The following is a 25,878-nucleotide window of genomic DNA, read 5'->3' on the forward strand; positions in this document are numbered from 1 at the left end:
AAAACCGCAGCTCAAACTATGTGGAAACACGGCGGAAACAAACGGTGCAAGCCGTCGTGTGCCCTAATGGGCTCGACCGTTCGGTCCAGCCCGGAAGTACCGGCCGTGTTAGAAGTTAACGACGTAACGTGCGCCCTTGCTCACGGTGCGGCGGGACAAACGGCGTTGTCCTCCAACGGTTCCACGCCCCGGACACCACCGCGCACTTTCCACCCTGACCTCTTTAACTCTTCAGTGTGGATTAAATAGAGCCTTGACGGTGACCGCTACTATGCGAAACCGTGCGCGCCCTACAACACCCGGATGTGGGAGACCTGCAACTGGCCACCGTGCTCAGTGCCCTCGCAGATCCCGTTCGACTGCGGATCGTGGCCGAGCTCGCACGATCGGGTGGGATCGTCTGCGGCCAGTTCGACGTACCGGTCAGCATGTCGACGCTCTCGCACCACCTCAAGGTCCTCCGCGAGGCCGGCGTGCTGCGCGTGACACCCCAGGGCAGCTACCGCACCCACGAACTGCGGCGCGAGGAGATGGAACACCGGTTCCCCGGCGTGCTGGACTCCATCACGCGGGCGATCGGAACGCTCTGACCGCCCGCGCGGGACCACACGTCACCCCGGGTGCAGCTCACCGACCTTCGGCGCGTTCTCCCGGAGTTCGCGCAACAGCTCGAAGTAGGCCTTGTCGCCCTCGACGAAGCAGCCCCGGCCCAACGCCTGCGCGTACCGGGAGCACGTGCCGTCGAGCTGCATCGTCATCTGCGAGTTCATCGCCAGGTGACCCGGCGAGTTGTCCGACCGCGGCATGTACCGGTCGCCGATGGACGACCCCGCCGACGCCAGCAGCAGGAACAGCGCCGTGAACGCGCCGATCGCCACCGACCGCGGCCCGGCCAGCGAGCGCAACGGGTTGTCCAGGGCGATCCGGCGGATGCCGAAGTAGATCGCGAACCCGGTGAGCAGCAGCAGGCAGTACAACAACTCCGCGGTGCTGCGCGGGTACAGCTGCACGGCCTGCTCGGCGTACATCTTGGAACCGAAGTGGAACCGAAGGACCCACGCGCCGGCGAAAACCGACGCCAGCATGATCACCGCGGTGCGCTGCCGGGCCACCGCGATCGCCAGGCCCAGCCCCACGACGGCGAGCAGGGTGAACAGCCCGACGCCGCCCAGTTCGCCCGGAGGCGGCCACGGGCCGGGGCTCATGCTCTGCAGGTCGCCGCGCCACATCGCGATGTAGGTGGGCTCGGTCCAGGTGTCCCAGTAGAAGTACGTGTCCTTGATCGACCCGGACGCCAGCAGGATGCCGTAGAGGTGCCGCGCGGTGACGACCACGAACACGGCGCTGGTCACGGCGACGAGCAGCAGGCCCTTGCGCCAGCCGGTGCGCCACGGGAACAGCACCAGGGCGGCGACCGCGAAACCGGGCGCGGACCAGACGAACCAGCCGGAGTACACGACGAACACCACGCCGAGGGCAGCGCCGAACGCGAGGCCGGACAGCAGCACCTGGCGGGTGGTGGCCGTGGAGATGCCGCGCAGTCGCTTCAGCAGGAGCAGCAGCACCGGGATCAGCACGACCAGCATCAGGTTCGTGTAGGGCTTGTACGGGTCGATCAGCGGCAGCGCGGGCACGACACCCAGGCCCAGCGCCCACAGCGGTGACAGCAGGCGTCGCCAGGTGAGGTAGGCGAGGGGGCCGAACAGGGCGGTGATGGCGACCTGGAGGGTCTTGATCGCGTACTCGGGCGGTGCGCCGGTGATGCCGGAGTACCAGTAGAGGGCGTAGGGGAAGCCGGGCGGGTAGTTGGCTTCCATCGTGCCGTGCTGCTCGATGTACTTGGCGATGGCGACGAGCGCGCCGGAGTCGCCGTAGGTGGCGTGCAGGCCGTAGTGGGTGCCGGCGAGGGCGACCACGACGGCGCCCGCGATGAGGCCGCTGAACATGCCGGCGGCGGTGGCGGCGGCCAGGCGTTCCACGACGGGGGCGTGGGCGCGCCAGCGGACGCGGGCGGTGACGATCACGACGGCCATCACGATCACCGCGATGACCGCGAAGCGGTACTGGAGCGCGGCGAGGCCGCTGATCTGGCCGATCCGGTCGAGCGGGTCGACCTCGACACCACCGGCGAGCAGCACCATGAGGGTGGCGGCGCCGAGGGAGGCGACGATCTCGGAGGCGACGAGCAGTGCGCGGCGTCGGGGGCTGCGGCGCACCGGCTCCAGGTGCGGGACGGTGCGCTGGTCCGCGAGGGTGTGCTGGTCGGTGGGTGTCAGCAGCATGGTGACCACTCCGCCGGGGCGTTCACCGGTCTGCCCGGTCGCGCGCTGTCGTGGTGGTCCGTTTCGTTTTCAGTGCACACTGCGTCGACACACCTTCCCCCTGAATTGGACACCTGACCCCTGGTCGCCACCGGTCGCGATGCGAGGACTGCGCTGGGGTGGCGGCGCTGAAGCCTAGCGGGACGCGGCGTGGTGATCGGTGCGGGTCTGGTTGCGGCGCTTGGTGAACCTGCACGGGTCCGTGTTAGTCGAGGGGCGCCCGGCCCGCATCGCGGTGGTATCGATGGTGTGACGCGGGTGTGCCGGTCGTGTTGCTGGGTGGGTCTAAGGGTTGATGAACAGGCAGAAGGGGTGGCCGGCGGGGTCGAGGTAGACGCGGACGTCGTCCTGGGGTTGGAAGTCCGCGAGGGTGGCTCCCGTGGCGACGGCGTGCGCGCCGGCGGTCTCGAGGTCGTCGACCTCGATGTCCAGGTGGGCCATCATCTGCTGGTCGCCGTCGGCGGTGGGCCAGGTGGGGCGGCGGTAGCGGGATTCGGTCTGGAAGGACAGTCCGGCGCCGCCGCCGGGTGGGCGGACGGTGGCCCAGCCGGGTGTGTCGTCGCCGAGGGGCCAGCCGAGCAGGTCGCGGTAGAAGCGGGCGAGGGCTTGCGCGTCGGGCGCGTCGAGGACGGTCGCGATCAGCTTCATCACGTCGTCGATTTTCACTCGGTGGTGTGGACTTCGCATTCGCGCGCAAAGGGGTGCGGTCGAGTCGGTTCGACCGCACCCCTTTGTCCGGGGTCCGGGGTCGTCAGCCCCTGGGCTGGTGCGGCAGTTCGCCGCGCCGGGGGCCGAGCTCGATCAGCTCGCGCAGCACCTCGCCGTAGCGCGGGTCGTCCATGGCGAAGCAGCCCCGGCCCAGCGTCGCGGCGTACGCCGGGCAGGTCCCGTCGAGCAGCTTGATGAGCTGCGCGTTCATCGCGAGGATGCCCGGAGAGTCGTCCGCGCGCGGCATGTACCGGTCGCCGACCGACGAGCCGGCGGAGGCGATGAGCAGCAGCAGCGCGGTGAGCACGCCGAGGCCCAGCGACGGTGAGGCCAGCGCGGAGCGGACGCGGGCGACACCGCCGAGGCGGCGCAGTCCGTAGTAGCCGGCGAACCCGGTGAGCAGCAGCAGGCAGTACAGCAGTTCGGCGGTGCTGCGCGGGTAGAGCTGCACGGCGTCGGTGGCGTACATCTGCGAGGCGAAGTGGAACCGCAGCAGCCACGCGCCGCCGAACACCGCGGTCAGGGTGATGACGACGGTGCGGGTGCGGGCCACCGCGATGGCCGCGGCCAGGCCGATCAGGAGCAGGACGGTGAACAGGCCGACGCCCGCGAGTTCGCCCGGCGGCGGCCACGGGCCGGGGTTGCCGCCGGGCAGGTCGGACTTCCACATCGCGATGTAGGTGGGCTCGACCCAGGTGTCCCAGTAGAAGTAGCGGTCCTTGACCGACCCGGACGCGCGCAGGATGCCGTAGAGGTGGCGGGCGGAGACGGTGGCGAACACGACAAGGGTGATCGCGACCAGGGCCAGGCCGCGCCGCCACCCGGTGCGCCACGGGAACACCGCGAGCGCGGCGACGAGCACGCCGGGCGCGGACCAGACGAACCAGCCGGAGTAGACCAGGAACACCACGCCGAGCGCGGCGCCGAAGCCGACGCCCCGCAGGACGATCCCGCGCCACGGGGTGTCTGCGGCCCGGCGCAGCCCGCGCAGCACGGCGAGCAGGACCGGGACCATCACCACGAGCATGAGGTTGGTGTAGGGCTTGTACGGGTCGATGAGCACCATGGCGGGGACGACGCCCAGGCCCAGCGCCCACAGCGGTGACAGCAGCAGTCGCCAGGACAGGTAGGCGATCGGCCCGAACAGGGCGGTGCCGGCGATCTGGAGGATCCGCAGGGTGTACTCGGGCGGGGTGTCGGTGAGCCGGGAGTACCAGGCCGTGGCGTGCACCCAGCCGGGCGGGTAGTCGGCCTGCATGGTGCCGGTGCCGATCAGCGTCTCGGTCCAGCGGATGAGGGCGCCCGCGTCGCCGTAGCCGGCGTTGAGTCCCCACGACGTGCCGCGCAGGGCGACCGCGATCGCGCCCGCGACGAGGCCGCCGAACAGGCCGGCGGCGGTCGCGGCGGCGAGCCTGCGGACCAGGGGCGCGTGCGCGACCCAGCGGACGCGGGTGGTGAGCACGGCGAGCACGAGCAGCACCACGGCGATGAGCGCGTACCGGAGTTGGAGCGCGGCCAGGGCGCTGACCTGGCCGATCCGGTCGAGCGGGTTGACGTCGACCCGACGGGCGAGGAACACCATCAGCGCGGCGGCGGCCACGGACACGACAGCTTCGGCGGCGAGGAGCCACCCCCGGCCCCGCGGTGCGGTGGGCGGCGGTGGCGTGTTCTCGGGGCTGGTCCGCAGCGGCTGTTCTGGCGCGGTCGACAGCACCGTCGATCACTTCCTCACGGGTTTGGTGGGTCCGAATGCGTGGCGGGCCAGGGCTTTGGCGCTGGCGGCCTGCCGGGACGTGACGGCGCCGGGGAGCAGCAGCAGCGCGTGCAGGCGGGACGACAGGTGCAGGCGCGCCGCCCTGGCGGCGCGGTGCCAACCGATCCGGTCCATGTGTTCGGCGACGCCGAGGAAGAAGTCGTGCTCCTCGGTGAACCGGCCGCCCAGGCAGGCCAGGGAGGACGACAGGCTCCCCTCGTGGCGCCGGTACTGGAAGCAGACGTCGGGGACGACGGCGAGCTGCCCGCCGCGTTTGAGCAGGTCGAGCATGAGCGCGAGGTCGAGCACGACGCTGAGCCCCCGGCGGAAGCCGATGTCCTTGACGGCCGCGCGGCGCCAGCACAGGGACGGGAAGTAGGTCCAGTTGCCGCGCAGGAGGCTCACCGCGAGGTCTTCGCCGTCCAACAGCCGCGGTGCGGTGCCGGGCGCGTAGAGGCCGCGCTTGACGCGGTCGGTGAGGGGGTGCACGACCCGGCCGGAGCCGTCGATGACCTCGACGCCCGGCTGCACGACGTCGGCGTCGGGGAAGCGCCGGGTGGCGCGGCGGACGGTGCTGACGTAGTTGGGCAGCATCGCGTCGTCGGAGCCCATGATCACGAGGAAGTCGCGCTCGGCGAGGTCGAGGCACTTCTGGAAGTTGGCGTTGATGCCGAGGTTGTGCTCGTTGGACAGGTAGCGGACGCGGGGGTCGTCCAGCGAGCCGAACCACTCGGGCAGGTCGGTGTCGTCGGTGTCGCTGTCGTCGACGACGGTGAGGTGCCAGTCCTCGTCGTCCTGGGCGATGACGCTGTGCACGGCGGTCTTCAGGTACGAGGTGTCCCCGTAATGGGGGAGCATGATGTCGATGCCGGGCGTGGTCACGTGGCGGGACCGACAATCACACCGCGGTCGGAAATGTGCATCCCCTGGACACGACCCTTCCCTTGCTCCCGATCCTCGCGAATCCCCTGGGCACCGGGGATACCGGTCTTCTAGGGGGTGGCGACGCCGGAGACTACTGTGCGGACGGTGAGCGGAAAAATCATGTCACCGCATCGGATGAATTCCGCTGTCGTCATGGCATTGGGCACGCTGGTATTGGGTGCTTCGGGATACGCTTTCGTCGCGATCGCGGGCCATTCGCTGCCGGCGGCCGAGGCCGCGGCGGTGGCGTCGTTCTACCTGCTGGCCAACATCGTCGGCCCGGGGACGTTCACGGCGGTGGAGCAGCAGGCCAGTCATGCCACGTCACGGGCGTTGGCGCGGGGCGAGCGGCCCGGTGGCGCGATGCGCCGGGTGACGCGTGAGGGCCTGGTGCTGATGCTCGTCGTGGTGGGCGCGTTGGCTTTGGTGTCGCCGGTGTTGGTGGAACGGTCGTTGAAAGGTTCCTGGCCGTTGTTCGCCGCCGTCGTGGTCGGCGTGGTGACGTCGACCGCCATTTATCTGACCCGCGGTGTGCTGGGTGGAATGCGGCGGTTCACCGGTTATGCGGCGACTTTGGCCGGTGAGGGTTTCGCGCGGTTGCTCGGCGCGGGCGCCGTCGCGGTGGCGAATGCCGCGGGCGCCGGGCTGTTCGGCATGACGTTCGCTTTGGGAACGGTCGCGGGTGTGGCGGCCGGGTCGGTGTGGTTGCGGTCGCGCCCCGAACCGGCGGTGCGGGGCGGTGCGGCGGCGGGCCCGGAGCGGGTGGAGAGCCTGGCGCTGCTGGTGACCGCCGGACTGCTGGTGCAGGTGGTCGCGAACGTGGCGCCGATCGTGGTGACCGCCCGGTTGCCCGGGGACGCGGCGCTGGCGTTGGCGTTCTCGTCGGCGTTCATCCTGGTGCGGGTGCCGTTGTTCGTGTTCTCGCCGGTGCAGGCGCTGCTGCTGCCGGGGTTGACCGGTGCGGTGACGCGCGGCGACCTGGGCGCGGTGCGGGCGGTGCTGCGCCGGATCTCGCTCTGGGTGCTGGTGGTCGGCGTGGTCGGGGCCGTGGGGTCGGCGGTGCTGGGACCGTGGGCGGTGCGGGTGTTCTTCGGCGCGGAGGCCGAGTTGTCGCCGGTGCTGCTGGGTGTGCTGGGGGTGGGCACGATCCTGTTGATGGTCGCGCAGGTCCTCCAACCGGCGTTGATCGCGTTGGGCGCGCGGACGGCGATCACCGTGTCGTGGGTGGTGGGCACGGTGGTGCTGCTGGCGGTCCTGGTGCTGCCGGGGTCGCCGGTCGTGCTGGCGGCGACGGCGCAGATCGCCGGGCCGCTGCTGGTCGTGGTGGGCATGGCCGTCGTGCTGGCGCGCCGGCTGACCCGGGTGGGCGCGGTTCGGCGGTTCTGACGCGCGCCCGGCCGGCTCAGATCACCACGGTCTCACCCGGTCGTGCGACGGGTGCGTGGGCGCGCTCGGCGGCTTCGGCCGTGGTGAGGGCGTGGCCGATGTGGGTGAGCAGCAGCCGGCCGGCGCCCTTGGCCGCCGCGGCGGCGTCCTCGGGGGAGCAGTGGTAGGGCCCGGCGCCGTCGGCCTCGCACAGGAACAGGTCGGCGCCGCCGGCCAGGTCGTCCAGCGCCGGGCACGGGCCCGTGTCACCCGAGTAGGCGAACACGGCGTCGTCGTGGACGGCGCGCAGGCCGAACGCGGGCAGCCCGTGGTCCACGGCGTGGCTGGTCAGGGTGAGGTCGCCGACCTCCGCGCGGTGGCCGTCGTGCAGTTCGTGCACGACGAACGCGGCGGCGGCCGGGTTGGACGACGCGCCGGCCAGGAACGTCTCCAGACGCGCGGCCAGACCGGGCGGACCGTAGAGCGGGACGGGCGCGTGCGGTCGCTGGCCGGCGAACAGCAGCGCGTAGTAGTAGGGCAGCAGATCGGCCGCGTGGTCGGCGTGGCTGTGGGAGATCCACACCGCGTCGAGCAGGTCGGGCCGGTGGTGGCGTTGCAACTCGGCGAGCGTGCCGGGGCCGGCATCGACCCACACGGCGGTGTGCTCGGAGCGCAGCAGGTACCCCGAGCAGGGGTTGCCGGGGCGCGGGTAGGGCGTGGCGGTGCCCAGGACGGTCAGGCGGAAGGTCACGGGACAGTGTGACGCAGCACGTGCACTCCCGCCGCCGTTTTCAGGTACGCCCAGGTGGTGGTGCCCGTGGTGGCCAGGCCCACGTGCGAGGCGGACGTGCGGCCGAGTTCGTCGGGCAGCTGCACGGCCGCCCAGTCGTGCCCGGTCCAGCGGTGGAACGCGGGCCTGGTCTCGAAGGAGTGCGGGGAGGCGCGCACGCCCCACGTCCAGCCGGCCGCGACGCCGTGCACGCTGAGCCGTCCCACCTCCTCGGGCGGCGGCACGGCGATCCACTCCTCACCGTCCCACCGGTGCACGCGCAGGCCCTCGGTGTCGCGGACGTGACCGAGCCACACGTCGTCCGGTGCGGCGGCCGCGAGCCGGGCGACGTGGCCGCGTTCCAGCCTGGGGCAGGCGATGTCGGTCCACTCCTCGCCGTCCCAGTGCACCAGCACCGGGTACTCGTAGCTGGCCGGCCCGGCACCGGCCAGGCCGCCGCCGCCCGCCCACACGTCGTCGGGCCCGGCGGCGGTGATGGTCTGCAACCCCTCGCGCGGCGAGGACAGCACGGTGCGCAGGTGCCAGGCCGCGCCGTCGAAGTGCAGGGCGTCACGGCCGGAGCCGACCACGTGCACGTCGTCACCGCCCACCGCGGCGACCGCTTTGGCCCACGTGATGGGCGGTGTGGCGACGGTGCGCCAGGCGGCGCCGTCGTAGTGCAGCACGAGCGGGCGGCCGGCGCTGTTGCCGACCGCCCACACGTCGTCGGGCGCGGCGGCCGACACACCGGACAGGCTCGCCGCGGCGGGCAGGTCGGGCAACGGCTCCTCGCGCCAGGTCTCGCCGGTCCAGCTCAGCACCAGAGGCGCCGACGGACGGCTGGTGAACACACCGGTGGTGCCCGCGAGCCACGCGTGGTGCTCGCCCGCGGTCGTCAGATCGGCCAGTGCGGTGCTGGGTGGCAGCACGGGCACCGGCACGGGTCGGAACAAGCCAACTCCCCCTCGATGGGTCCCCCGACTCATCGCATGATCCAGCTCATCGGCCGCAGTGCCCATCCGCTAGCCGCCGAACGGCGGTTTGTCGTTGGCGCAACAGCACGCCCCTATTGAGGACAGGAGCTGTCCTTTAACCCCGTCACGCTCGCGTTATGACCCGCACGGCCGCGTCGATCGCCCGCTTCGGCCGTCGGTGCCGTCGAGGCTGCGAGCCGTCGACCGACGCGGTGAGCCCGTCACCGGCCGGCCCTGGCGCGCTCCTCGAGGTAACGGCGCTCCGGCAGGCTGAGCGTGGCGCGGGCGGCCCGCGCGTAGTGCTCGCGCGCCGTCTCGCGGTCGCCCGCCAGCTCCAGCAGGTGGGCGCGCACCGCGTCCACCCGGTAGTGCCCGGCCAGCGCCGGATCGGACGCCGCCTCGTCCAGCCGCGCCAGCCCGACGGCCGGGCCGTGCACCATCGCCGCCGCCACGATCCGGTTGAGCGCCACCATCGGCCCCGGCGTGATCGAGTGCAGCAGATCGTAGAGGGCGAGGATCTGCCGCCAGTCGGTGTCCGCCGCGTCGCGGGCCTCGGCGTGCAGCGCGGCGATCGCGGCCTGCAACTGGTAGGGGCCGATCGCGGTGGTGGTCAGCGCGTCGCGCACCAGCCGCGTGCCCTCGGCGATCATGCCCGCGTCCCACAACGTGCGGTCCTGGTCGGCGAGCGGCACCAACGACCCGTCCGGACGGGTGCGCGCGGGCCGGCGCGCGTCGGTGAGCAGCATCAACGCCAACAACCCGGCCGCCTCACCGTCACCGGGCAACCGGGCGTGCAGCTCGCGGGCCAGCCGGATCGCCTCACCGGACAGGTCCACCCGGTGCAGGTCGGCGCCGGAACTGGCGGTGTGGCCCTCGGTGAACACCAGGTACAGCACGTGCCGCACGGCGTCGAGCCGTTCGACGCGCTCCTCGTCGGGCGGCAGGTCGAACCGGGCGCCCGAGGCCTTGATGCGCTGCTTGGCGCGGCTGATGCGCTGCGCCACCGTGGCCTCCGGCACCAGGAACGCCCGCGCGATCTCCACCGTGGTCAGCCCGCCCACCGCGCGCAGCGTCAACGCCACCCGCGACGGCGGCGTCAACGACGGGTGGCAGCACAGCACCAGCAACGTCAGCGTGTCGTCCACCCCCGGCGCGGGCTCCGGATCGGGCGGGGTCAGCGCGAACGCCGTCTCCTCCCGCCGCCGGCGCGCCGTGTCCGCCCGCCACATCTCGATCCGCCGCCGCGACGCGACCGTGATGAGCCACCCTTTCGGGTTATCCGGCACCCCGTCGACCGGCCACCGCGTCGCCGCCGCGAGCAGCGCCTCCTGCACCGCGTCCTCGCACGCGTCGAACCCGCCGTGGTGGCGCACCAGCGCACCCAGCACCCGAGGCGCGAGCTCCCGCAGCAGCGGACCGATCCCGGCGGCTCCGGTCACAACGGCTCCGGTCACAACAGGAAGTCGTCCAGCGACGACAGCACCGGCCGCACCTCCACCAGCCCCAGCTGCGCCTCCGGCACGCGTGCCGCGATCTCCACCGCCCGCTCCCGGGTCTCGCAGTCCACCAGGTAGAACCCGGCCAGCAGCTCCTTGGCCTCGGCGAACGGCCCGTCGGTGGTCAACGCCTGCCCGTCGCGCACCGTCACCCGCGCGGTCTGCGCCGGGTCCGCCAACGCCTCGGTCACGACCAGCTCACCCGAGGCCGCGAGCTCCTCGTTCAACGCCGCGTAGGCCTCCAGACCGGTCGCCCGCTCCTCGTTGCCCATTCCGTCCCAGATCGCACGGGATTCCGGGTTGCTGTAGATCAGGACGAGGTACTTCATCAGAACCTCCGAAATCCCTCCGAAGAAACGGTCTGGAGGTGTCGAGAATGCCGACCCAGCTTCTACGTCACCTGTGGAAGGCGCCCGTCGGGGGTGCCCCACCGGAGAGGAAGACCACCATGAGCGACCAGACCCGCGTGCGTGACCTGCTCGAAGAGCGCGCCGCCGCGATGCGCGCCGGTAACGCCGACCGCCTCGTCGCCGACTACCTGCCCGACGCCGTCACCTTCACCCTCGCCCCGCCGCTCAAGCACACCGCGCCCGAGGTGCACGACGCCGAGGCGCTGCGCGCGTGGTTCGCCACCTTCGCCTCCGCCGTGGACTACGAGATCCGCGACCTGGAGATCACCGTCAACGGCCGCCTCGCGTTCTGCCACAGCCTCAACCGCATGTCCGCCGTCCCGCAGGGCCTGACCGAGCCGTTCGACCTGTGGTTCCGCTCCACCGTGTGCCTGCGGCAGGTCGACGGCGCGTGGCGCATCGCCCACGAGCACACCTCCACCCCGTTCTACATGGACGGCACCTTCAGCGCGGCCCTGGACCTCAAGCCGTAACGCTCAAGGCCAGGACCAGGGCCAACGCGTCCAGCGCGGCGCGGTAGGCGTGCTCGGCCGGGGTCCCGTACCCCACGATCACGCCCTGCCGCGCCGCCGGGCCCGGGTTGTGCCAGTGCTGCCGCAACCCGGACAGCGCCACCCCGTGCTCGGCGGCCCGCGCGAGCACCGCCGCCTCGTCCGGGTGCTCCACCAGCACGTGCAGACCGGCCGACACGCCGTGCACCGACACACCGCGTTCGGCGAGGCCGTCCAGCCGCCGCACCAGCAGGTCGCGGCGACGCCGGTAGCGCAGCCGGCAGCCGCGGATGTGCCGGTCGTAGGCGTGCGTGGCGATCAGGTCCGCCAACGCCAACTGCCCGACGACCTCGGTGTGGTGGTCGGTGTGCAGCTTCGCGTCCACCACCGGGTCCACCCAGCGCGACGGCAGCACCAGCCACCCCAGCCGCACGCCCGGCCCGAGGGTCTTCGACGCGCTGCCCGCGTAGGCGACGTGGTCCGGTGCGGTGCCCTGCACCGCGCCCAGCGGCTGCCGGTCGTAGCGGAACTCGCCGTCGTAGTCGTCCTCCACCAGCAGCGCGCCCGTCGTGCGCGCCCACGTGGTCAGCGCGTGCCGCCGCGACGGGTGCAACGGCACACCCGTCGGGTACTGGTGGGCGGGCGTCACCACCGCCGCCGCCACGTCCGGCGGTGTCCGCGCGCCCAGTTCGTCCACCGGCAGCGGCACCACCTCGCGGCCGGTGCGGGCCACCACGTCCCGGTGGAACCGCAGCCCCGGGTCCTCCATCGCCACCGGCCCGTCGGTCACCGACGCCAGCAGCGACAACGCCTGCACGTACCCGGAGGTGACCACGATCCGCTCCGGCGAGGCCTGCACACCGCGCGTGCGGCCCAGGTACTCCGCCAACGCCGTCCGCAGCTCGATCCGGCCGCGCGGGTCGCCGTAGCCGTGCGCGCTCGCCGGTGCCGCGGCCAACGCCCGGCGCGTCGCGCGCAGCCAGTCCGCGGTCGGGAACCCCGACACGTCCGGGCTGCCCGGTTCCAGGTCGTGCCGCGGCCTCGGCGCGTCCGCCCCGGACGCCGTCGCGGTGGTGGCGGGCCGGGGGAGCGGCGCGACCTGCGTGCCCGCGCCCTGCCGTGCCGTCAGGTAGCCCTCGGCCACCAGCTGGTCGTAGGCGGCGGCCACCGTGTTGCGGGCCAACCCCAGCTCCACCGCCAGCCGGCGGGTCGCGGGCAGCCGCGCGCCCGGCGCCAACCGGCCCGCCCGGATCGCCTCCCGCAACGCCCGTTCCAGCCCGCTGCGCCGCCCCGTCGTGGGATCGAGGTCCAGGTGCAGGTCCACACCCGAAGTGGCCCAGGGCTGTGACACAACAGTGGACCTTAGCAAGGAGCCAATCACGCCGTAGGTTTGTGCGCGAACGGGCCTCGCGGCCCGGCGGCCGTGCGTACTGTGGATCTACGCGCGGCCGTGGCCGTGTTCGAGGGTGAAGGAGTCGTCCGAGGTGGAATGGGTGATCGACAGGTGACCGGAGTCGACGTGACCGCGGCGGGGAGGCTGCGGGCGCTGCACATCCCCGGCCTCCCCGTCGTGCTGCCGAACGTGTGGGACGCCGCGTCCGCGCGGGTCCTCGCCGACGCCGGCTACCCGGCGGTCGCCACGGCCAGCGCCGCCGTGACCGCCGCCCTCGGCTACCGCGACGGCCACGACATGCCCGCCGACGAGGCGTTCGCCGCCGTCCGCCGGGTCGCCTCCGCCGTCACGGTCCCGGTGACCGCCGATGTCGAACGCGGCTACGACCTGCCCCCGGCGGAGATCGCGGCACGGCTGGCCGAGGCGGGCGCGGTCGGCTGCAACCTCGAGGACTCCGATCCCGCCACCGAGGCCATGGTCGACCTCGCCGAACAGGCCCGGTTCCTGGCCGCCGTGCGCGACGCCGACCCCGAGCTGATCATCAACGCCCGGATCGACGTGCACGTCAACGGCAACCGGTCGTTCGACGAGAGCGTGCAGCGCGCGCTGGCCTACTTCAAGGCGGGGGCGCAGTGCGTCTACCCGCTCGGCCTGCCCGTCGACGACATCGGGCGGTTCGTGGACGCGGTCGGCGGCCGTCCGGTGAACATCGCGCACGGCCCCGGCGCGCCCACCCCGGCCGAACTGGCGAAGCTGGGCGTGGCCAGGGTCAGCTACGGACCCGGCCTGCACCGGCTGCTCATGGCCCGGCTGAAGACCCTCGTCGCCGACCTGCACGACACGAGTCCCTACGACACCTGAGCTACCGGCTCGCCGCCCGCGTCACCACCCGGCAGCTCGTCGCCCGGGCACGCCAACCCGCCCTCCTGCCCACCCGATGACCGGCCTCACCCGATAATCGGCGGCCCCACCGGTCCACCCCCGATATCCTTGACCCCAAATGAACACGATGTCCCACGCTGACCTGCGCGAACGCCTGTCCGAACTGATGTCGCGGGACCAGCGGAGGCTGGCACGCAGGCTCGAGGGCGCGCGCAAGGTCCGCGACGACAAAGCCCGCGCCACCGTCCTGGCCGAGATCGAGGCCGACGTCGAGGCCGCCGAGCTGCGCGTCGCGCTGCGCCGCGAGGCCGTGCCGAAGATCACCTACCCGGCCGAGCTGCCCGTCAGCAACCGCAAGGACGACATCGCCGCGCTCATCCGCGACCACCAGGTCGTGATCGTGGCCGGCGAGACCGGCTCCGGCAAGACCACCCAGCTGCCCAAGATCTGCCTCGAACTCGGCCGCGGCGTGATCGGCCAGATCGGCCACACCCAGCCCCGCCGCCTCGCCGCGCGCACCGTCGCCGAACGCGTCGCCCAGGAACTCGACACCCCGCTGGGCAGCGCCGTCGGCTACAAGGTCCGGTTCACCGACCAGTCCGGCGAGGACACCCTGGTCAAGCTCATGACCGACGGCATCCTGCTGGCCGAGATCCAGACCGACCGGATGCTGTCGCGCTACGACACGATCATCATCGACGAGGCGCACGAACGCAGCCTCAACGTCGACTTCCTGCTCGGCTACCTCAAGCAGCTGCTGCCCAGGCGTCCAGACCTCAAGGTCGTCATCACCTCCGCGACCATCGACCCGCAGCGGTTCTCCCGCCACTTCGCCGACGCCCCGGTCATCGAGGTCTCCGGCCGCACCTACCCCGTCGAGGTCCGCTACCGGCCGATCGTGGACCCCGACGACCCGGACGCCGACCCCGACCGCGACCAGACCCAGGCCATCTGCGACGCCGTCCGCGAACTGCAGGCCGAAGGACCCGGCGACGTGCTGGTGTTCCTGTCCGGCGAACGCGAGATCCGCGACACCGCCGACGCCCTGGCCGCCCTCGAACTGCGCAACACCGAGATCCTGCCGCTGTACGCGCGGCTGTCGTTCGGCGAACAGCACCGGGTGTTCCAGCCGCACACCGCCCGCCGCGTCGTGCTCGCCACCAACGTCGCCGAGACGTCGCTGACCGTGCCCGGCATCAAGTACGTCGTCGACCCCGGCACCGCCCGCATCTCCCGCTACAGCCACCGCCTCAAGGTGCAGCGGCTGCCCATCGAACCCGTCTCCCAGGCCTCGGCCAACCAGCGCAAGGGCCGCTGCGGTCGCGTGTCCGAAGGCATCTGCGTCCGCCTCTACAGCGAGGACGACTTCGACGCCCGTCCCGAGTTCACCGACCCGGAGATCCTGCGCACCAACCTCGCCTCGGTCATCCTCCAGATGACCTCCATCGGCCTGGGCGACATCGCCGCGTTCCCGTTCATCGACCCGCCCGAGGCCCGCAACATCAACGACGGCGTGCAGCTGCTGCAGGAGCTGGGCGCGATCCTGCCCGCCGAGCAGAAGCTCACCCCGCTGGGCCGCAAACTCGCCCAGCTCCCCGTCGACCCGCGCCTGGCCCGCATGGTCATCGAGGCCGACCGCAACGGCTGCGTCCGCGAGGTCATGGTCATCGCCGCCGCGCTGTCCATCCAGGACCCGCGCGAACGACCGTCGGACAAGCAGCAGGCCGCCGACGAGTTCCACGGCCGGTTCAAGGACCCCGAGTCCGACTTCACCGCGTTCCTCAACCTGTGGCAGTACCTGCGCGAACGGCAGAAGGAACTGTCGTCCAACCAGTTCCGCAGGCTGTGCCGCAACGAGTTCCTCAACTACCTGCGCGTGCGCGAGTGGCAGGACATCTACCAGCAGCTGCGGCAGGTCGCGAAAACCCTCGGCGTGCACGTCAACGACCAGCCCGCCGACCCGCGCAACGTGCACATCTCGCTGCTGTCCGGGCTGCTGTCCCACATCGGCGTCAAGGACGTCCCCAAGCGTGACCCCGGCAAGCGCGCCGCCACCGAGTACCTCGGCGCCCGCAACGCGAAGTTCGCGATCTTCCCCGGCTCCGCGCTGTTCCGCAAACCACCCCAGTGGGTCATGGCCGCCGAACTCGTCGAGACCTCCCGGCTGTGGGGCCGCACGGTCGCGAAGATCGAACCCGAGTGGGCCGAGAACCTGGCCGGCCACCTCGTCAAACGCACCTACAGCGAACCGCACTGGGAAGCCAAACGCGGCTCCGTCGTCGCCCTGGAGAAGGTCACCCTCTACGGCGTGCCCATCGTGGCGTCCCGCAAGGTCAACTACGGGCGCATCGACCCCGAGCTGTCCCGCGAGCTGTTCATCCGGCACGCCCTGGTGCAGGGGGAGTGGACCACCCACCACAAGTTCTTCCACCACAACCGGGAGCTGCTCGCCGAGGTCGAGGAACTGGAGAACCGGGCACGGCGCCGCGACATCGTGGTGGACGACGACACCCTCTACGACTTCTACGACCAGCGCGTGCCCGCCGACATCGTCTCCGCCCGGCACTTCGACACCTGGTGGAAGAAGACCCGCCACACCCAGCCCGACCTGCTCACCTTCGACAAGGCGATGCTGGTCAACGAACGCGCCGCGGTCACCCCCGACGCCTACCCCGACGAACTGCGGCGCGGCGGCCTCACCCTGCCGCTGACCTACCGGTTCGAACCCGGCACCGCCGTCGACGGCGTCACCGTCGACCTGCCGCTGCCCGCGCTCACCACCCTGCCCGACGACTCGCTGTCCTGGCAGATCCCCGGCCTGCGCACGGAACTCGTCGTCGCGCTCATCCGGTCGCTGCCCAAACCGGTGCGCCGCAACTTCGTGCCCGTGCCCGACGTCGCCGCCGCCGCGCTCACCGGCATCGACCCCGACGAACCGCTGCTGCCCGCGCTGGAACGCCAACTGCGCACGTTGACCGGCGTCGTCGTGCCCCGCGACCAGTGGCAGCTCGACCAGGTGCCCGAACACCTCAAGCTCACGTTCCGCATCGTCGACGAGAACGACCGGGAACTCGCCCAGGGCAAGGACCTGGCTGCTTTGAAGGCCCAACTCCGGGGACGGCTGCGCGAGACCCTGGCCGCCGCCGCGAGCAACCTCGCCCGCACCGGCCTGACCACGTGGACCATCGGCGACCTGCCGCGCACCGTGGAGCGGCAGCGTTCCGGCATCGTCGTCACCGCCTACCCCGCCCTGGTGGACAAGGGCGACACGGTCGCGGTGGAAATCCTCGACACACCCGGACGCCAACGGCAGGCCATGTGGCGCGGCACCCGCCGACTGCTGCTGCTCAACGTGCCGTCACCGGTCAAGACCCTGCAACGCGGCCTGAACAACGCCGAGAAGCTCGCCCTGACCCGCAACCCGCACGGCGGCGTCGCACCCCTGCTCGCCGACTGCATCTCCGCCGCCGTCGACAAACTGCTGCGCGACGCGGGCGGACCCGTGTGGGACGAGGCCTCGTTCACCAAGCTCACCGACCACGTCCGCCGTGGGCTGGGGGAGACCACGTTCGACGTCGTGCACAAGGTCCGCCGGGTGCTGGAGGCCGCGCAGGACGTCGAACTGCGGATCAACGGCGTGCGCGGCGCGGTGTTCGACGAGTCGCTGGCCGACATCCGCGCCCAGCTCACCGGCCTGGTGCACAAGGGTTTCGTCACCGAGGCGGGCGCCGACCGGCTCGGCGACGTGCACCGCTACCTGCAGGGCATCGCCCGCAGGCTGGAGAAGCTCACCGAGAACGTCCGCCGCGACCAGGAGTGGATGGACCGGGTGCACGCCGTCCACGCCGAGTACCGCGAACTGCGCGCGTCCCTGCCCGCCGACGAACCGCACGAGGAACTGGACGAGGTGCGGTGGATGATCGAGGAACTGCGGCTGAGCTACTTCGCCCAGACCATCGGCACCCGCTACACCGTCTCCGACAAGCGGATCTTCAAAGCCCTCGACGCCGTACCCCGGTGATCGCACCCGATCCGCCGTCCACAGATCCGCGGTCCACGGTCGATCGGCACGACAGCGCGGAACGCGAGAACGCCTGGCGGGCCGAGCGGGAAATGGGTGCGGGGAACGTCGGAACACGGTCCGCAGTCAAGCCAGCAGGATCTGGTCGCAACCGCGCGGCGGCGGTACGCGCCCGGGGCGGTGCCGCGGAGGTATGGGGGCGTTCCGCACCTTGCGGAACATCGTTGCGCACCTTGCGAAACACCGTCGCGCACCTTCCGGAACGCCGTCGCGCATCCTCGTCGAAGTGCTCGCCGCACGGGAGCGTAGTGAGATCGTCTTCCCTCAAACGGCGGACAAAACGGTGACCGTATCGCCGTTCCAGCATTCAACGATGGGCCGATCGTGTGACGGCTTGACAGTCCCATCCGACGCGGATACTCTCCAGGCGAGATTCGTAGTAACTCTGGGGACGAATCGTGGGGGAATTTCACGGGTGCCCGGCCGGGCTGACGGCCCGGTCGTGACGTGAGTAATTCTTCTCCGCTCTCGCTCCATTGCCTCAACGGGGAGGAAAGACTTGTCGTCGCAGTTGGAATCGACCATCGCAGATCATTTACGGCTGAACGTGGACAACGAGCAGCTCTGGGTGTCCCGCAAGTCGTTCTACGAAACGGGCTTCGCCCTCGTCTCCTACCTCCTCCCGGATGAGGTCAAGGAGCAGGTGGCAGCCGAGGTCGAGGATCTGCTCGCCGCGCAGTCCGTCCGGCGCGACCTGCGTCTGAAGGAGACCGGCAACAGCCCGCGCTACATGCGCAACGTCACCGCGGCCGACATTCGCGCCCGTGACGGCGTCACCGTCGCGCTCTACCGGTCCCCGGCTTTCCTGGCCGGCCTGACCAGCGTCGCGGGCGAAGAGGTCATGGAGTGCCCGTACGAGCCCGAGCACTACGTGATCACCCACCTGGAACGCAAGGGCGACACCCACGGCTGGCACTGGGACGACTACAGCTTCGGCGTCATCCTGGTCGTCGACTGCCCCGAAGTGGAGATGGGCGGATTCGTGCAGACCGTGCCCAACACCCAGTGGGACAAGGACGACCCGCAGGTGTTCAAACAGTTGGTGAACAATCCGATATATTCCTATGAATTGCGCCCCGGTGACATCTACCTGTTGCGCACCGATACAACCCTGCACCGCGTCCACCCGCTCGAGGACGGCGCGCAGCGCACCATTATCAACATGGCCTACGCGGCCCAGCGTGATCTGACCAAGAACATTTCGCACGAGACTATGGAAGACCTCTTCCGAGTCTGACCGGCCAAGCAAGGAGAATCGGTCAAGTGGTAGCCGACAACGTGCGGAAAGTTGTTCTCGCCTATTCTGGCGGGTTGGACACCTCGGTGATCCTGGCGTGGTTGCGGGATCAGTACGAGTGCGAGGTGGTCGCGTTCATCGCGGACCTCGGTCAAGGCGACGAGCTGGAGCGCGCCAGGGACAAAGCGCTGTCCATCGGGGCCTCCGAGGTCTTCATCGAGGACCTGCGCGAGGAGTTCGTCCAGGACTACGTGTTCCCCATGATGCGGGCGAACGCGGTCTACGAGGACGGCTACCTGCTGGGCTCGGCCATCGGCCGTCCGCTGATCGCGGCCAAGCAGATCGAGATCGCCAAGAAGATCGGCGCCGACGCGGTCGCCCACGGCGCCACCGGCAAGGGCAACGACCAGGTCCGGTTCGAACTGGCGTACCAGACGCTCAACCCGGACATCAAGATCATTACGCCCTGGCGCGAGTGGGACCTGAACACCCGCTCGCAGCTGCTCGCCTACGCCGAGAAGCACGGCATCCACATCGACAAGACGGGCGCGGCCGACCGCCCGTACTCGGTCGACGTGAACCTGATGAACACCACCTACGAGGGCGAGGTGCTGGAGGACCCCGGCTCCGCGCCGCCGCAGGGCGTGTTCAGCCGGGTCAGGGACCTGGTCGACGCCCCGGACGAACCGGAGAACATCACCGTGTCGTTCTCCGCGGGCGACCCGGTGGGGCTCGACGGGGTCGCGCTGACCGGCAGCGAGATCTTCGCCCGGCTCAACGAGCTCGCGTCGAAGCACGCCGTCGGTCGGGTCGACATGGTCGAGAACCGGATCATCGGCATCAAGACGCGGGGCGTCTACGAGACGCCGGGCGGCACCGCGCTGCTCGTCGCGCGGCGAGCGCTCGAAGCGCTCACCATCGACGGGGAAGTGGCGCTGCTCAAGGAAGAGCTCATGCCGCGCTACGCCCGCCTGGTCTACCGCGGCCTGTGGTTCGCTCCGGAGCGCCAGATGTTGCAGGCCGCGATCGACCACAGCCAGCAGAACGTGACCGGCGAGGTCGAGGTCTCCTTCTACAAGGGCAACGTGTCCGTCGTCCGGCGGACGTCGCCGGTGTCGAAGTACAGCCGCAACCGGGTCTCGTTCGAGCAGGGCGCGGCCGCCTTCGACCGCAGCCACCCGGAGGGGTACATCCGGATGAACGCGCTGCGATTCGCCAAGCCCGAGGCCACCGCATGAAGCTGGTGTTCTTCGGTTATGGAGAACTCGGCGCCGTGGGGGTCGACTCGCTCGTCGAGCCACACGTCGTCGCGCTCGTCCTCACCCACCGGACCGAGTTCACCGGCCTCGGTGAGCCCCACGTCGCCGAACTGGTCGAGAAGCACGGCCTGCCCGTGCACATCTCGTCGAACGCGCGCGAGCCGGAGATCAGGCAACTGCTGCGCGATGCCGACGCGGACGCCATCGTGTCCACGAACTGGCGCACCCGGCTGCCGGGCGACCTGCTGGGCATGGCGAAGCTGGGCGCGCTCAACGTGCACGACGCCCTGCTGCCGTCGTACTCCGGCTTCGGGGCCGTCAACTGGGCGATCCGCAACGGCGAGACCGAGGCGGGCGTGACCGTGCACCTGATGGAGGAGGAGTTGGACACCGGTCCGGCCGTCGTCCAGCACCGGGTGCCGATCGGTCCGCACGACACCGCGCTGCAGGTCTACGAGGCGGTCACCGCGCAGTACGTGCCCGCGACCCTGGCCGCGCTGGAGAAGTTGGCCGCGGGCGACCGCGGCACACCGCAGGACCCGACGCGGCGGACCTTCTACCACCGCATCGGCGAAGACGACACGATGATCGACTGGTCCCAGTCGACCGCTAGGATCTACAACCTGATCCGCGGCCAGTCCGACCCGTACATCAACGCGTGGACGACGTTCGACGGCCGCAAGGTCGCCGTCAAGTCCGCCGCGCTGCCCGACGGCGGCTACTGCGGCACACCCGGCAAGGTCGTCCGGCAGGCGCAGGGAGGTGTCGCGGTCGTGTGCGGCCAGACCGGCTCGCCGGACGCGCTGGGGATCATCCTGCTCGAGGTGCAGGTCGAGGGCGACGAGCCGCGTCCCGCGACCGAGGTGTTCAAGAAGATGGGAGTGCGCCTGGGTTCGTGACCGACCAGCAACACAGGCGAACACCCCTGAACCGAACTCGGAGCTGTCCGGACATGTCAGACACGCCCTCGTCCACGTTACAACGCACCCTGCGCGCGCCAGGTCTCGTCGTGCACTACATCGCATCGGTGATCGGCGTGGGCGTGCTGATCATTCCGGGCCACGCGGCGGCGGAGGCGGGACCGCTCTCGCTGCTGGCCTGGCTGATGCTGATCGCGTACTCGTACCCGTTCGCGCTGATCTTCGCCAGGCTCTCGATCCTGTACCCGACCAGCCGGGGCATCACGCAGTTCATCGAGATCGCCTTCGGCAAGACGTTCGCCCGGTGGATCCAGGCCTTCCTGCTGCTCACGCTCCTCGTCGCGAACCCGGTGCTCGGCCTGGCAGGCGCGCGCTACCTGCTGAACATCTGGGACGCGAACCCGAGCAACCTGCAGATCGTCGGCGTCGGATCGCTGTTCGTCATCGGCTCGATCCTGTTCAACCTGCTCGGCGTCAAGCTGAGCACAAGGGTGCAGGCCACCGTGCTCGGCGTCCTGATCTTCTTCCTGGTCGTCGTCATCGCGGTGTCCATGCCGCACGCCAAGGCGGAGAACCTGGACCCGGTCGCGCCGAACGGCTGGCTGTCGCTGGGCACGGCCCTGATCATCTGCTTCTACGGGTTCGTCGGCTGGGAGAACGCGGCGCCGGTCGCCGAAGAGGTCGTCGAGCCCGCCAAGACCTACCCGAAGGCGATCTTCTGGGCCGTCGTCAGCGTCGGCACGCTGTACTTCGCGATGGCGGTGGCCGTCGTGCTGGTGCTGCCGAGGGAAGCCGCGGGTGGCAAGCAGATCACCGCGTTCGCGACGTTGCTGCAGGTCGCCACCGGCCGGGAGATCTCCCAGATCGGCAACGTGGTCGCGCTGATCCTGCTGATCCTCGCCATGAACGCCTGGGTGCTCGGCACGTCGAGGGTGATCTACTCCTCGGCTCGCGACGGGCTGCTCCCGGCGGGCCTGGCGAAGATCGCGCGACGCGGCAGCGTGCCCTACGGCGCACTGCTGTTCCTGATCCCCGGCTACGGCGTGCCGGTCGGTCTGCTCGCGCTCAGCGGCGCCGACGAGACGATGCTGATCACCGCTTCGTCGGCGGCCTTCCTGCTGATCTTCCTCACGACGTTCTTCGCGGCGCGCAAACTGCTCGTGGGCAAGGCGATCCGCATCTGCAACATCGTGGTCATCGTCGTGACCGTGGCCGTGATCCCGTTCTTCGGCACGAGTCTCATCTTCGCGATCGCGCTGATGGTCAGCGCTTTCCTGCTGGTGACCCTGCGCAAACCCAAACCGGAGGAGCTGACCGAGACGGAGGAGAGGTCCTCGGTCTGACGGTCTGACGTCTACCCGGCAGCGGCGGCGACGACCTCGATCTCCAGGAGCCAAGCCTCGTCGTAGATGCCCGTGATGATCACGGTGACCGCCGGTTCGTGGTCACCCAGCAGCTCGCGACGTACCGCGCTGTTCGCAGCGCGGTACTCGCGGTCGCTGAGGAACGTCGTGACCTTGACGATGTTCTCCCGCGTCATCCCCGCCGCGGCGAGTGCGGCGAACACGTTCGTCCACACCTGACGGCACTGCGCCTCGAAGTCCTCGGGCACGACGCCGTTCTCGTCGACGGGGATCTGGCCGCTGACGAACACGAGCCTGCTGTCCGCCGACACGCTCGCGGCCTGGCAGTAGCCAGAGCTGGGAATCGCGGTCATGATCGGTGTTACCGGTGTGATGTGCACGTCCGCCATGTTCCCGCACCCCCCTCGGCCACGAACGGGTGATCCCCGGTCCCCGGGAAGGCGTCATGGCCCGTGGCGGACGAAGCGGCCCGCCGGTGGCCACCTGCGGTGAGCAGACTCTCAGCCGGCTGCGTCGGCCCGCCCGCCCGAGCGGTGCAGGGTGATCGTGGTCCACGCACCCACGTGGACCCGGTCGCCCGGCTCCAACGGGTAGGGGCGGTTGGGCCGCAGCGGGTCGTCGCCCTCGTTCACCGTGGTCCCGTTCGTCGAGTCCAGGTCCACCACCGACCAGCCCTCACCCGACGCCACCAGCAACGCGTGGTTGTGCGAGACACCCGGGTCCTCCGGCGGGCCCAGCAGGTCGATGCCCGGGAAGATGCCCCGCGACCGGCTGCGCCGCCCGATCGACACCTGCCGACCCGACAACTCGAACCGGCGCGGCGGGCAGAACTCCGGGAACACCATCGCGCCCGCGTCCGGCCCACCCGCGGCCACGACCCGGTCGAAGTACGCCCGGTCCGCCTCCACCGTCACGTGCCACGACACCGGCACCTCCGCCGGCGACGGCGCCACCGGAGTGGGCGCGACCACCGGGTTCAGCGAATCGTGCCCGCACTCCTCGCAGAACCGACCCACCCGCACCGCGCCGCACGCCGCGCACGTCTCCTCGACGACGGCCGACGCCGGGGCCGTGCCCGACTCCGAACCGGAGGACCGAGGTGCGGCGGCGGAGCCGACGGCCGGCATCGGCGCGCCGCACACGTCGCAGTAGTCGTCGGTCGCCGAGTCGTGGCCCGCCGGGCACGTCGCCATCCCCTAGCCCTTCCCGACCCGCTTGGTCACCGTCGACCGGGTGTCCAGCGTCATCTCGTCCGCGTCGGCCACCCGCGCCCGCAGCTTCACCGTCCCGGTCCTCGGGTCCTCCACGTCCACCACCTTGGCCAGCAGCTTCGCCGTGTCCGTGTTCCCAGACTCGTGCGCCAGCTTCACCGCCCGACCCAGCTTCGCCGTCGCCCGACCGACGTCACCGGCCTTGCGCGCCTCCAGACCGTCCTGGATCGCCTCCGCCAACTCCGCCTGCCCGGTGTAGTGGGCGACCTCGGAGTTGATCCGGGTCGACAACACCGTGTCGTCGGTCCACGTCGCCAGCACCCGCCCCTGTCCCAGGACCTCACCCGAGGGCCCGACCAGGCTGACCCGCGACGCCAGCATCCGGTCGCCGACCTTCGCCGGCTTCACCCGCACGCACAGGTGGTAGTCGCGGCTCTCCGCCCCGGCCCACGCCCCGGTCGGGTACTCACCCGTGCGCGGCCCCGCCTCCACCCGCCGCCCGGTCAGGTCCAGCAACCCCGGCGACGCCTGCTTCAGGAACCGGACCTGCGCGCCCTCCGGCGTCCACAACCGCAGCGACACGTCCGCCATCGCCTTGCCCATCGCGTTCGCCGCCATGGACCGGAAGTCGTCGGCCAACCCCTGCGGGTCGGCCACGATGTCCACCGTCCCCAACAGCGCCTCGGAGATCCGGCGCAGCTCCGACACCTGCCAGTCCGTGCCCACACCCCGGCAGTCGCAGGTGAAGCTGCCCGCCACCTCGTCCAGCACCCGCGCCAACTGCTGCGGCGTCTCGTGCTGGTTCTCGCCGTCGGTCAACAGGATCGCGTGCTTCGGCCCGCCCGAGTGCACGGCGAACAGGTTGTCGGCCAACACCAGCCAGCGACCGATCGCCGTGCCGCCGTCCGCGCGCAACCGCTGCACCGCCTCCTTCGCCGCCGCCCGCGTCCGCGGACCCGCCAACTCCAGCGCCTGGATCCGCGGGTAGACCATCCGGGCCGTGTCCGTGCCCGCGACCACCGCGAACCGCACCCCGTCGCGCAGCGTGTCGATCGCCGCCGCGGTCGCCTGCTTGGCCGCGGCCAGCTTCGTCGGCGGGTACCGCATCGACCCGGACGTGTCCACGATGATCACCTCGGCCGCGTCTGCCGACGCCACCGGCGCCACGTCGGCGGCCGTCCCGGTCGCGGTCACCGTAACGATCGCGTTGACCTCCGCGGCACCCTCCGGCAGGTACTCGTTCTGGAACACCTCGACGGCGAACTCAAGCGCCATGCCCACCCCGCAGTTGAACGACGACCACCGTGATGTTGTCGTGCCCGCCGGCCTTCAACGCGACCTCCACCAGCTCCCGCGCCACCTCGATCGGCGTCACCCCGCGCGGCAGCACCTCCAGCAGGTCCTCCGGCTCCGGCACGTAGTTCCACAACCCGTCGCTGCACAGCACCAGCAGACCCGGCGTCTCCACCTTGAACGTCACCGTCTGCGGCGCCTCGATCCCCGAGTCCGCGCCCAACCACCGCGACAGCACGTGCGCCCGCCGGTCGGTCAGCGCCTCCTCCTCGGTCAGCACGCCCTCCGCGACCAGCTGCGCCGCCCACGTGTCGTCCGTGGTCAACCGCGCCGCACCGGTCTCGGCCACCAGGTAGGCGCGGCTGTCGCCGACCCAGCCCACCGTCGCCGAATCGTCGGTCATCACCGCCGACACGAACGTGCAGGACGGCGCCACCTCGGCCGCCTCCGGCCGCGCCAACCGGCTCACCGCCTCGTTCGCCGCGATCACCGCGTCCGTCGTGGCCACCTCGGCGTCCGACCCCGACTGCAACCCGGTGAGCAGCACGTCCACCGCCGTGTCCACCGCCGTCTGCGACGCCTGCTCGGCCCGCTCCGACGACGCCACCCCGTCGCACACCACCACCGCGACACCACGTCCCCGGACCCGGCCGAACGCCATCGAGTCCTCGTTGCGCTGCCGCCGCTTGCCCCGGTCGCTCACCCCCGCCACACCGGGCAGCACGAACTCCACCCGGTCACGCGCCGACGGACGCGCCCGCCCGCACTGCTCGCAGAACCCGTCCGCGTCGAACTCCTCACCGCCGCACACGCACATCGGCGGCCACTGCGCACCCGGACCACCCACCGGGGTCCGCTGCACGCGCAGGTTCCGCCCGCACGCCTCGCAGAACCGATCCTGCGCCGACACCGGCGACGAGCACTCGGGACAAGACTCCATCAGGTTCTCCTCAAGCGAACCGTAGCCTTCGGGCGACAGGGGAATCGAGGTCGGCCCGTCAGCGCCGTCGTGTCGCTACCGAACCTG

Annotated in this window: 22 protein-coding genes; 9 read left to right on the forward strand and 13 right to left on the reverse strand. The window is 70.9% G+C overall.

The genetic code is table 11. The features are described 5' to 3' along the window. The first annotated feature begins 281 nt into the window (after positions 1-281). Positions 282-590 carry an ArsR/SmtB family transcription factor gene (locus tag FM051_RS06180; protein WP_158841545.1) on the forward strand — a complete coding sequence of 103 codons (309 nt, stop codon included), beginning with the start codon at positions 282-284 and terminating at the stop codon, positions 588-590. A gap of 21 nt (positions 591-611) precedes the next feature. Here FM051_RS06180 and FM051_RS06185 read toward each other — a convergent pair whose 3' ends face one another. The 4 genes from FM051_RS06185 to FM051_RS06200 all read right to left on the reverse strand — a co-directional run bounded on the left by FM051_RS06185 (position 612) and on the right by FM051_RS06200 (position 5,664). Further along, positions 612-2,282 (reverse strand): hypothetical protein, encoded by a 1,671-nt coding sequence (locus FM051_RS06185; RefSeq protein ID WP_158841547.1) that lies wholly within the window; start codon positions 2,280-2,282, stop codon positions 612-614. Positions 2,283-2,606: 324 nt separating this feature from the next. Next, positions 2,607-2,969: a VOC family protein gene (locus FM051_RS06190; RefSeq protein WP_158841870.1), complete on the reverse strand. Its 363-nt coding sequence runs from the start codon at positions 2,967-2,969 to the stop codon at positions 2,607-2,609. A 103-nt stretch (positions 2,970-3,072) separates the two neighbouring features. Continuing rightward, the gene (locus tag FM051_RS06195) at positions 3,073-4,743 is read right to left on the reverse strand and encodes a hypothetical protein (protein ID WP_158841548.1); all 1,671 of its coding nucleotides are present in this window, start codon (positions 4,741-4,743) and stop codon (positions 3,073-3,075) included. Positions 4,744-4,749: 6 nt separating this feature from the next. Then, positions 4,750-5,664 carry a glycosyltransferase family 2 protein gene (locus tag FM051_RS06200; protein ID WP_238412161.1) on the reverse strand — a complete coding sequence of 305 codons (915 nt, stop codon included), beginning with the start codon at positions 5,662-5,664 and terminating at the stop codon, positions 4,750-4,752. 195 nt (positions 5,665-5,859) lie between these two features. On the opposite strand from FM051_RS06200, the gene FM051_RS06205 reads away from it, so the two are divergent. After that, positions 5,860-7,092 (forward strand): hypothetical protein, encoded by a 1,233-nt coding sequence (locus FM051_RS06205; RefSeq protein WP_158841550.1) that lies wholly within the window; start codon positions 5,860-5,862, stop codon positions 7,090-7,092. A gap of 16 nt (positions 7,093-7,108) precedes the next feature. On the opposite strand, the gene FM051_RS06210 is transcribed toward FM051_RS06205, so the two are convergent. The 4 genes from FM051_RS06210 to FM051_RS06225 form a co-directional block, all read right to left on the reverse strand. Further along, a complete protein-coding gene (locus FM051_RS06210; protein WP_158841552.1) occupies positions 7,109-7,822 on the reverse strand; it encodes an MBL fold metallo-hydrolase in 714 nt (237 codons plus the stop codon). Next, positions 7,819-8,793, reverse strand: a complete 975-nt coding sequence (locus FM051_RS06215) for a hypothetical protein (RefSeq protein ID WP_158841554.1) — start codon at positions 8,791-8,793, stop codon at positions 7,819-7,821. Before FM051_RS06215 ends, FM051_RS06210 begins: the two co-directional genes overlap by 4 nt. 242 nt (positions 8,794-9,035) lie before the next feature. Continuing rightward, positions 9,036-10,253: an RNA polymerase sigma factor gene (locus FM051_RS06220; RefSeq protein WP_238412163.1), complete on the reverse strand. Its 1,218-nt coding sequence runs from the start codon at positions 10,251-10,253 to the stop codon at positions 9,036-9,038. A gap of 11 nt (positions 10,254-10,264) precedes the next feature. Further along, entirely contained in the window at positions 10,265-10,639 is a 375-nt protein-coding gene (locus FM051_RS06225) for a YciI family protein (RefSeq protein ID WP_158841556.1), read from the reverse strand. A gap of 119 nt (positions 10,640-10,758) precedes the next feature. On the opposite strand from FM051_RS06225, the gene FM051_RS06230 reads away from it, so the two are divergent. Further along, positions 10,759-11,193, forward strand: a complete 435-nt coding sequence (locus tag FM051_RS06230) for a YybH family protein (protein WP_158841558.1) — start codon at positions 10,759-10,761, stop codon at positions 11,191-11,193. On the opposite strand, the gene pdxR is transcribed toward FM051_RS06230, so the two are convergent. Beyond that, positions 11,183-12,562: a MocR-like pyridoxine biosynthesis transcription factor PdxR gene (gene pdxR, locus FM051_RS06235; RefSeq protein ID WP_158841560.1), complete on the reverse strand. Its 1,380-nt coding sequence runs from the start codon at positions 12,560-12,562 to the stop codon at positions 11,183-11,185. The two genes, FM051_RS06230 and pdxR, sit on opposite strands and share 11 nt — an antisense overlap. A 138-nt stretch (positions 12,563-12,700) precedes the next feature. On the opposite strand from pdxR, the gene FM051_RS06240 reads away from it, so the two are divergent. From FM051_RS06240 to FM051_RS06265, 6 genes are all read left to right on the forward strand, one after another. Continuing rightward, positions 12,701-13,465 (forward strand): isocitrate lyase/PEP mutase family protein, encoded by a 765-nt coding sequence (locus FM051_RS06240; protein WP_158841562.1) that lies wholly within the window; start codon positions 12,701-12,703, stop codon positions 13,463-13,465. A gap of 139 nt (positions 13,466-13,604) precedes the next feature. Beyond that, positions 13,605-17,507: an ATP-dependent RNA helicase HrpA gene (gene hrpA / locus FM051_RS06245; RefSeq protein ID WP_158841564.1), complete on the forward strand. Its 3,903-nt coding sequence runs from the start codon at positions 13,605-13,607 to the stop codon at positions 17,505-17,507. A 559-nt stretch (positions 17,508-18,066) separates the two neighbouring features. After that, complete coding sequence (locus FM051_RS06250; protein ID WP_158841566.1) at positions 18,067-18,804, forward strand: HalD/BesD family halogenase; 738 nt, start codon at positions 18,067-18,069, stop codon at positions 18,802-18,804. A 26-nt stretch (positions 18,805-18,830) separates the two neighbouring features. After that, positions 18,831-20,042, forward strand: a complete 1,212-nt coding sequence (locus FM051_RS06255; protein ID WP_158841568.1) for an argininosuccinate synthase — start codon at positions 18,831-18,833, stop codon at positions 20,040-20,042. Continuing rightward, a complete protein-coding gene (locus FM051_RS06260; protein WP_158841570.1) occupies positions 20,039-20,962 on the forward strand; it encodes a methionyl-tRNA formyltransferase in 924 nt (307 codons plus the stop codon). The genes FM051_RS06255 and FM051_RS06260 overlap by 4 nt, the downstream gene beginning before the upstream one ends. Before the next feature lie 110 nt (positions 20,963-21,072). Beyond that, entirely contained in the window at positions 21,073-22,326 is a 1,254-nt protein-coding gene (locus FM051_RS06265) for an APC family permease (protein WP_158841572.1), read from the forward strand. A gap of 11 nt (positions 22,327-22,337) precedes the next feature. On the opposite strand, the gene FM051_RS06270 is transcribed toward FM051_RS06265, so the two are convergent. The 4 genes from FM051_RS06270 to FM051_RS06285 form a co-directional block, all read right to left on the reverse strand. After that, positions 22,338-22,736, reverse strand: coding sequence for a RidA family protein (locus tag FM051_RS06270; RefSeq protein ID WP_158841574.1), 399 nt, complete (start codon positions 22,734-22,736; stop codon positions 22,338-22,340). 111 nt (positions 22,737-22,847) lie between these two features. After that, complete coding sequence (locus tag FM051_RS06275) at positions 22,848-23,540, reverse strand: FHA domain-containing protein (RefSeq protein ID WP_158841576.1); 693 nt, start codon at positions 23,538-23,540, stop codon at positions 22,848-22,850. Positions 23,541-23,543: 3 nt separating this feature from the next. Further along, a complete protein-coding gene (locus FM051_RS06280; protein WP_158841578.1) occupies positions 23,544-24,833 on the reverse strand; it encodes a vWA domain-containing protein in 1,290 nt (429 codons plus the stop codon). Then, positions 24,823-25,791, reverse strand: coding sequence for a protein phosphatase 2C domain-containing protein (locus FM051_RS06285; protein ID WP_158841580.1), 969 nt, complete (start codon positions 25,789-25,791; stop codon positions 24,823-24,825). The genes FM051_RS06280 and FM051_RS06285 overlap by 11 nt, the downstream gene beginning before the upstream one ends. Positions 25,792-25,878 lie beyond the last annotated feature (87 nt).

It is taken from the genome of Saccharothrix deserti (genome assembly GCF_009769385.1).
Taxonomy (GTDB): domain Bacteria; phylum Actinomycetota; class Actinomycetes; order Mycobacteriales; family Pseudonocardiaceae; genus Actinosynnema; species Actinosynnema deserti.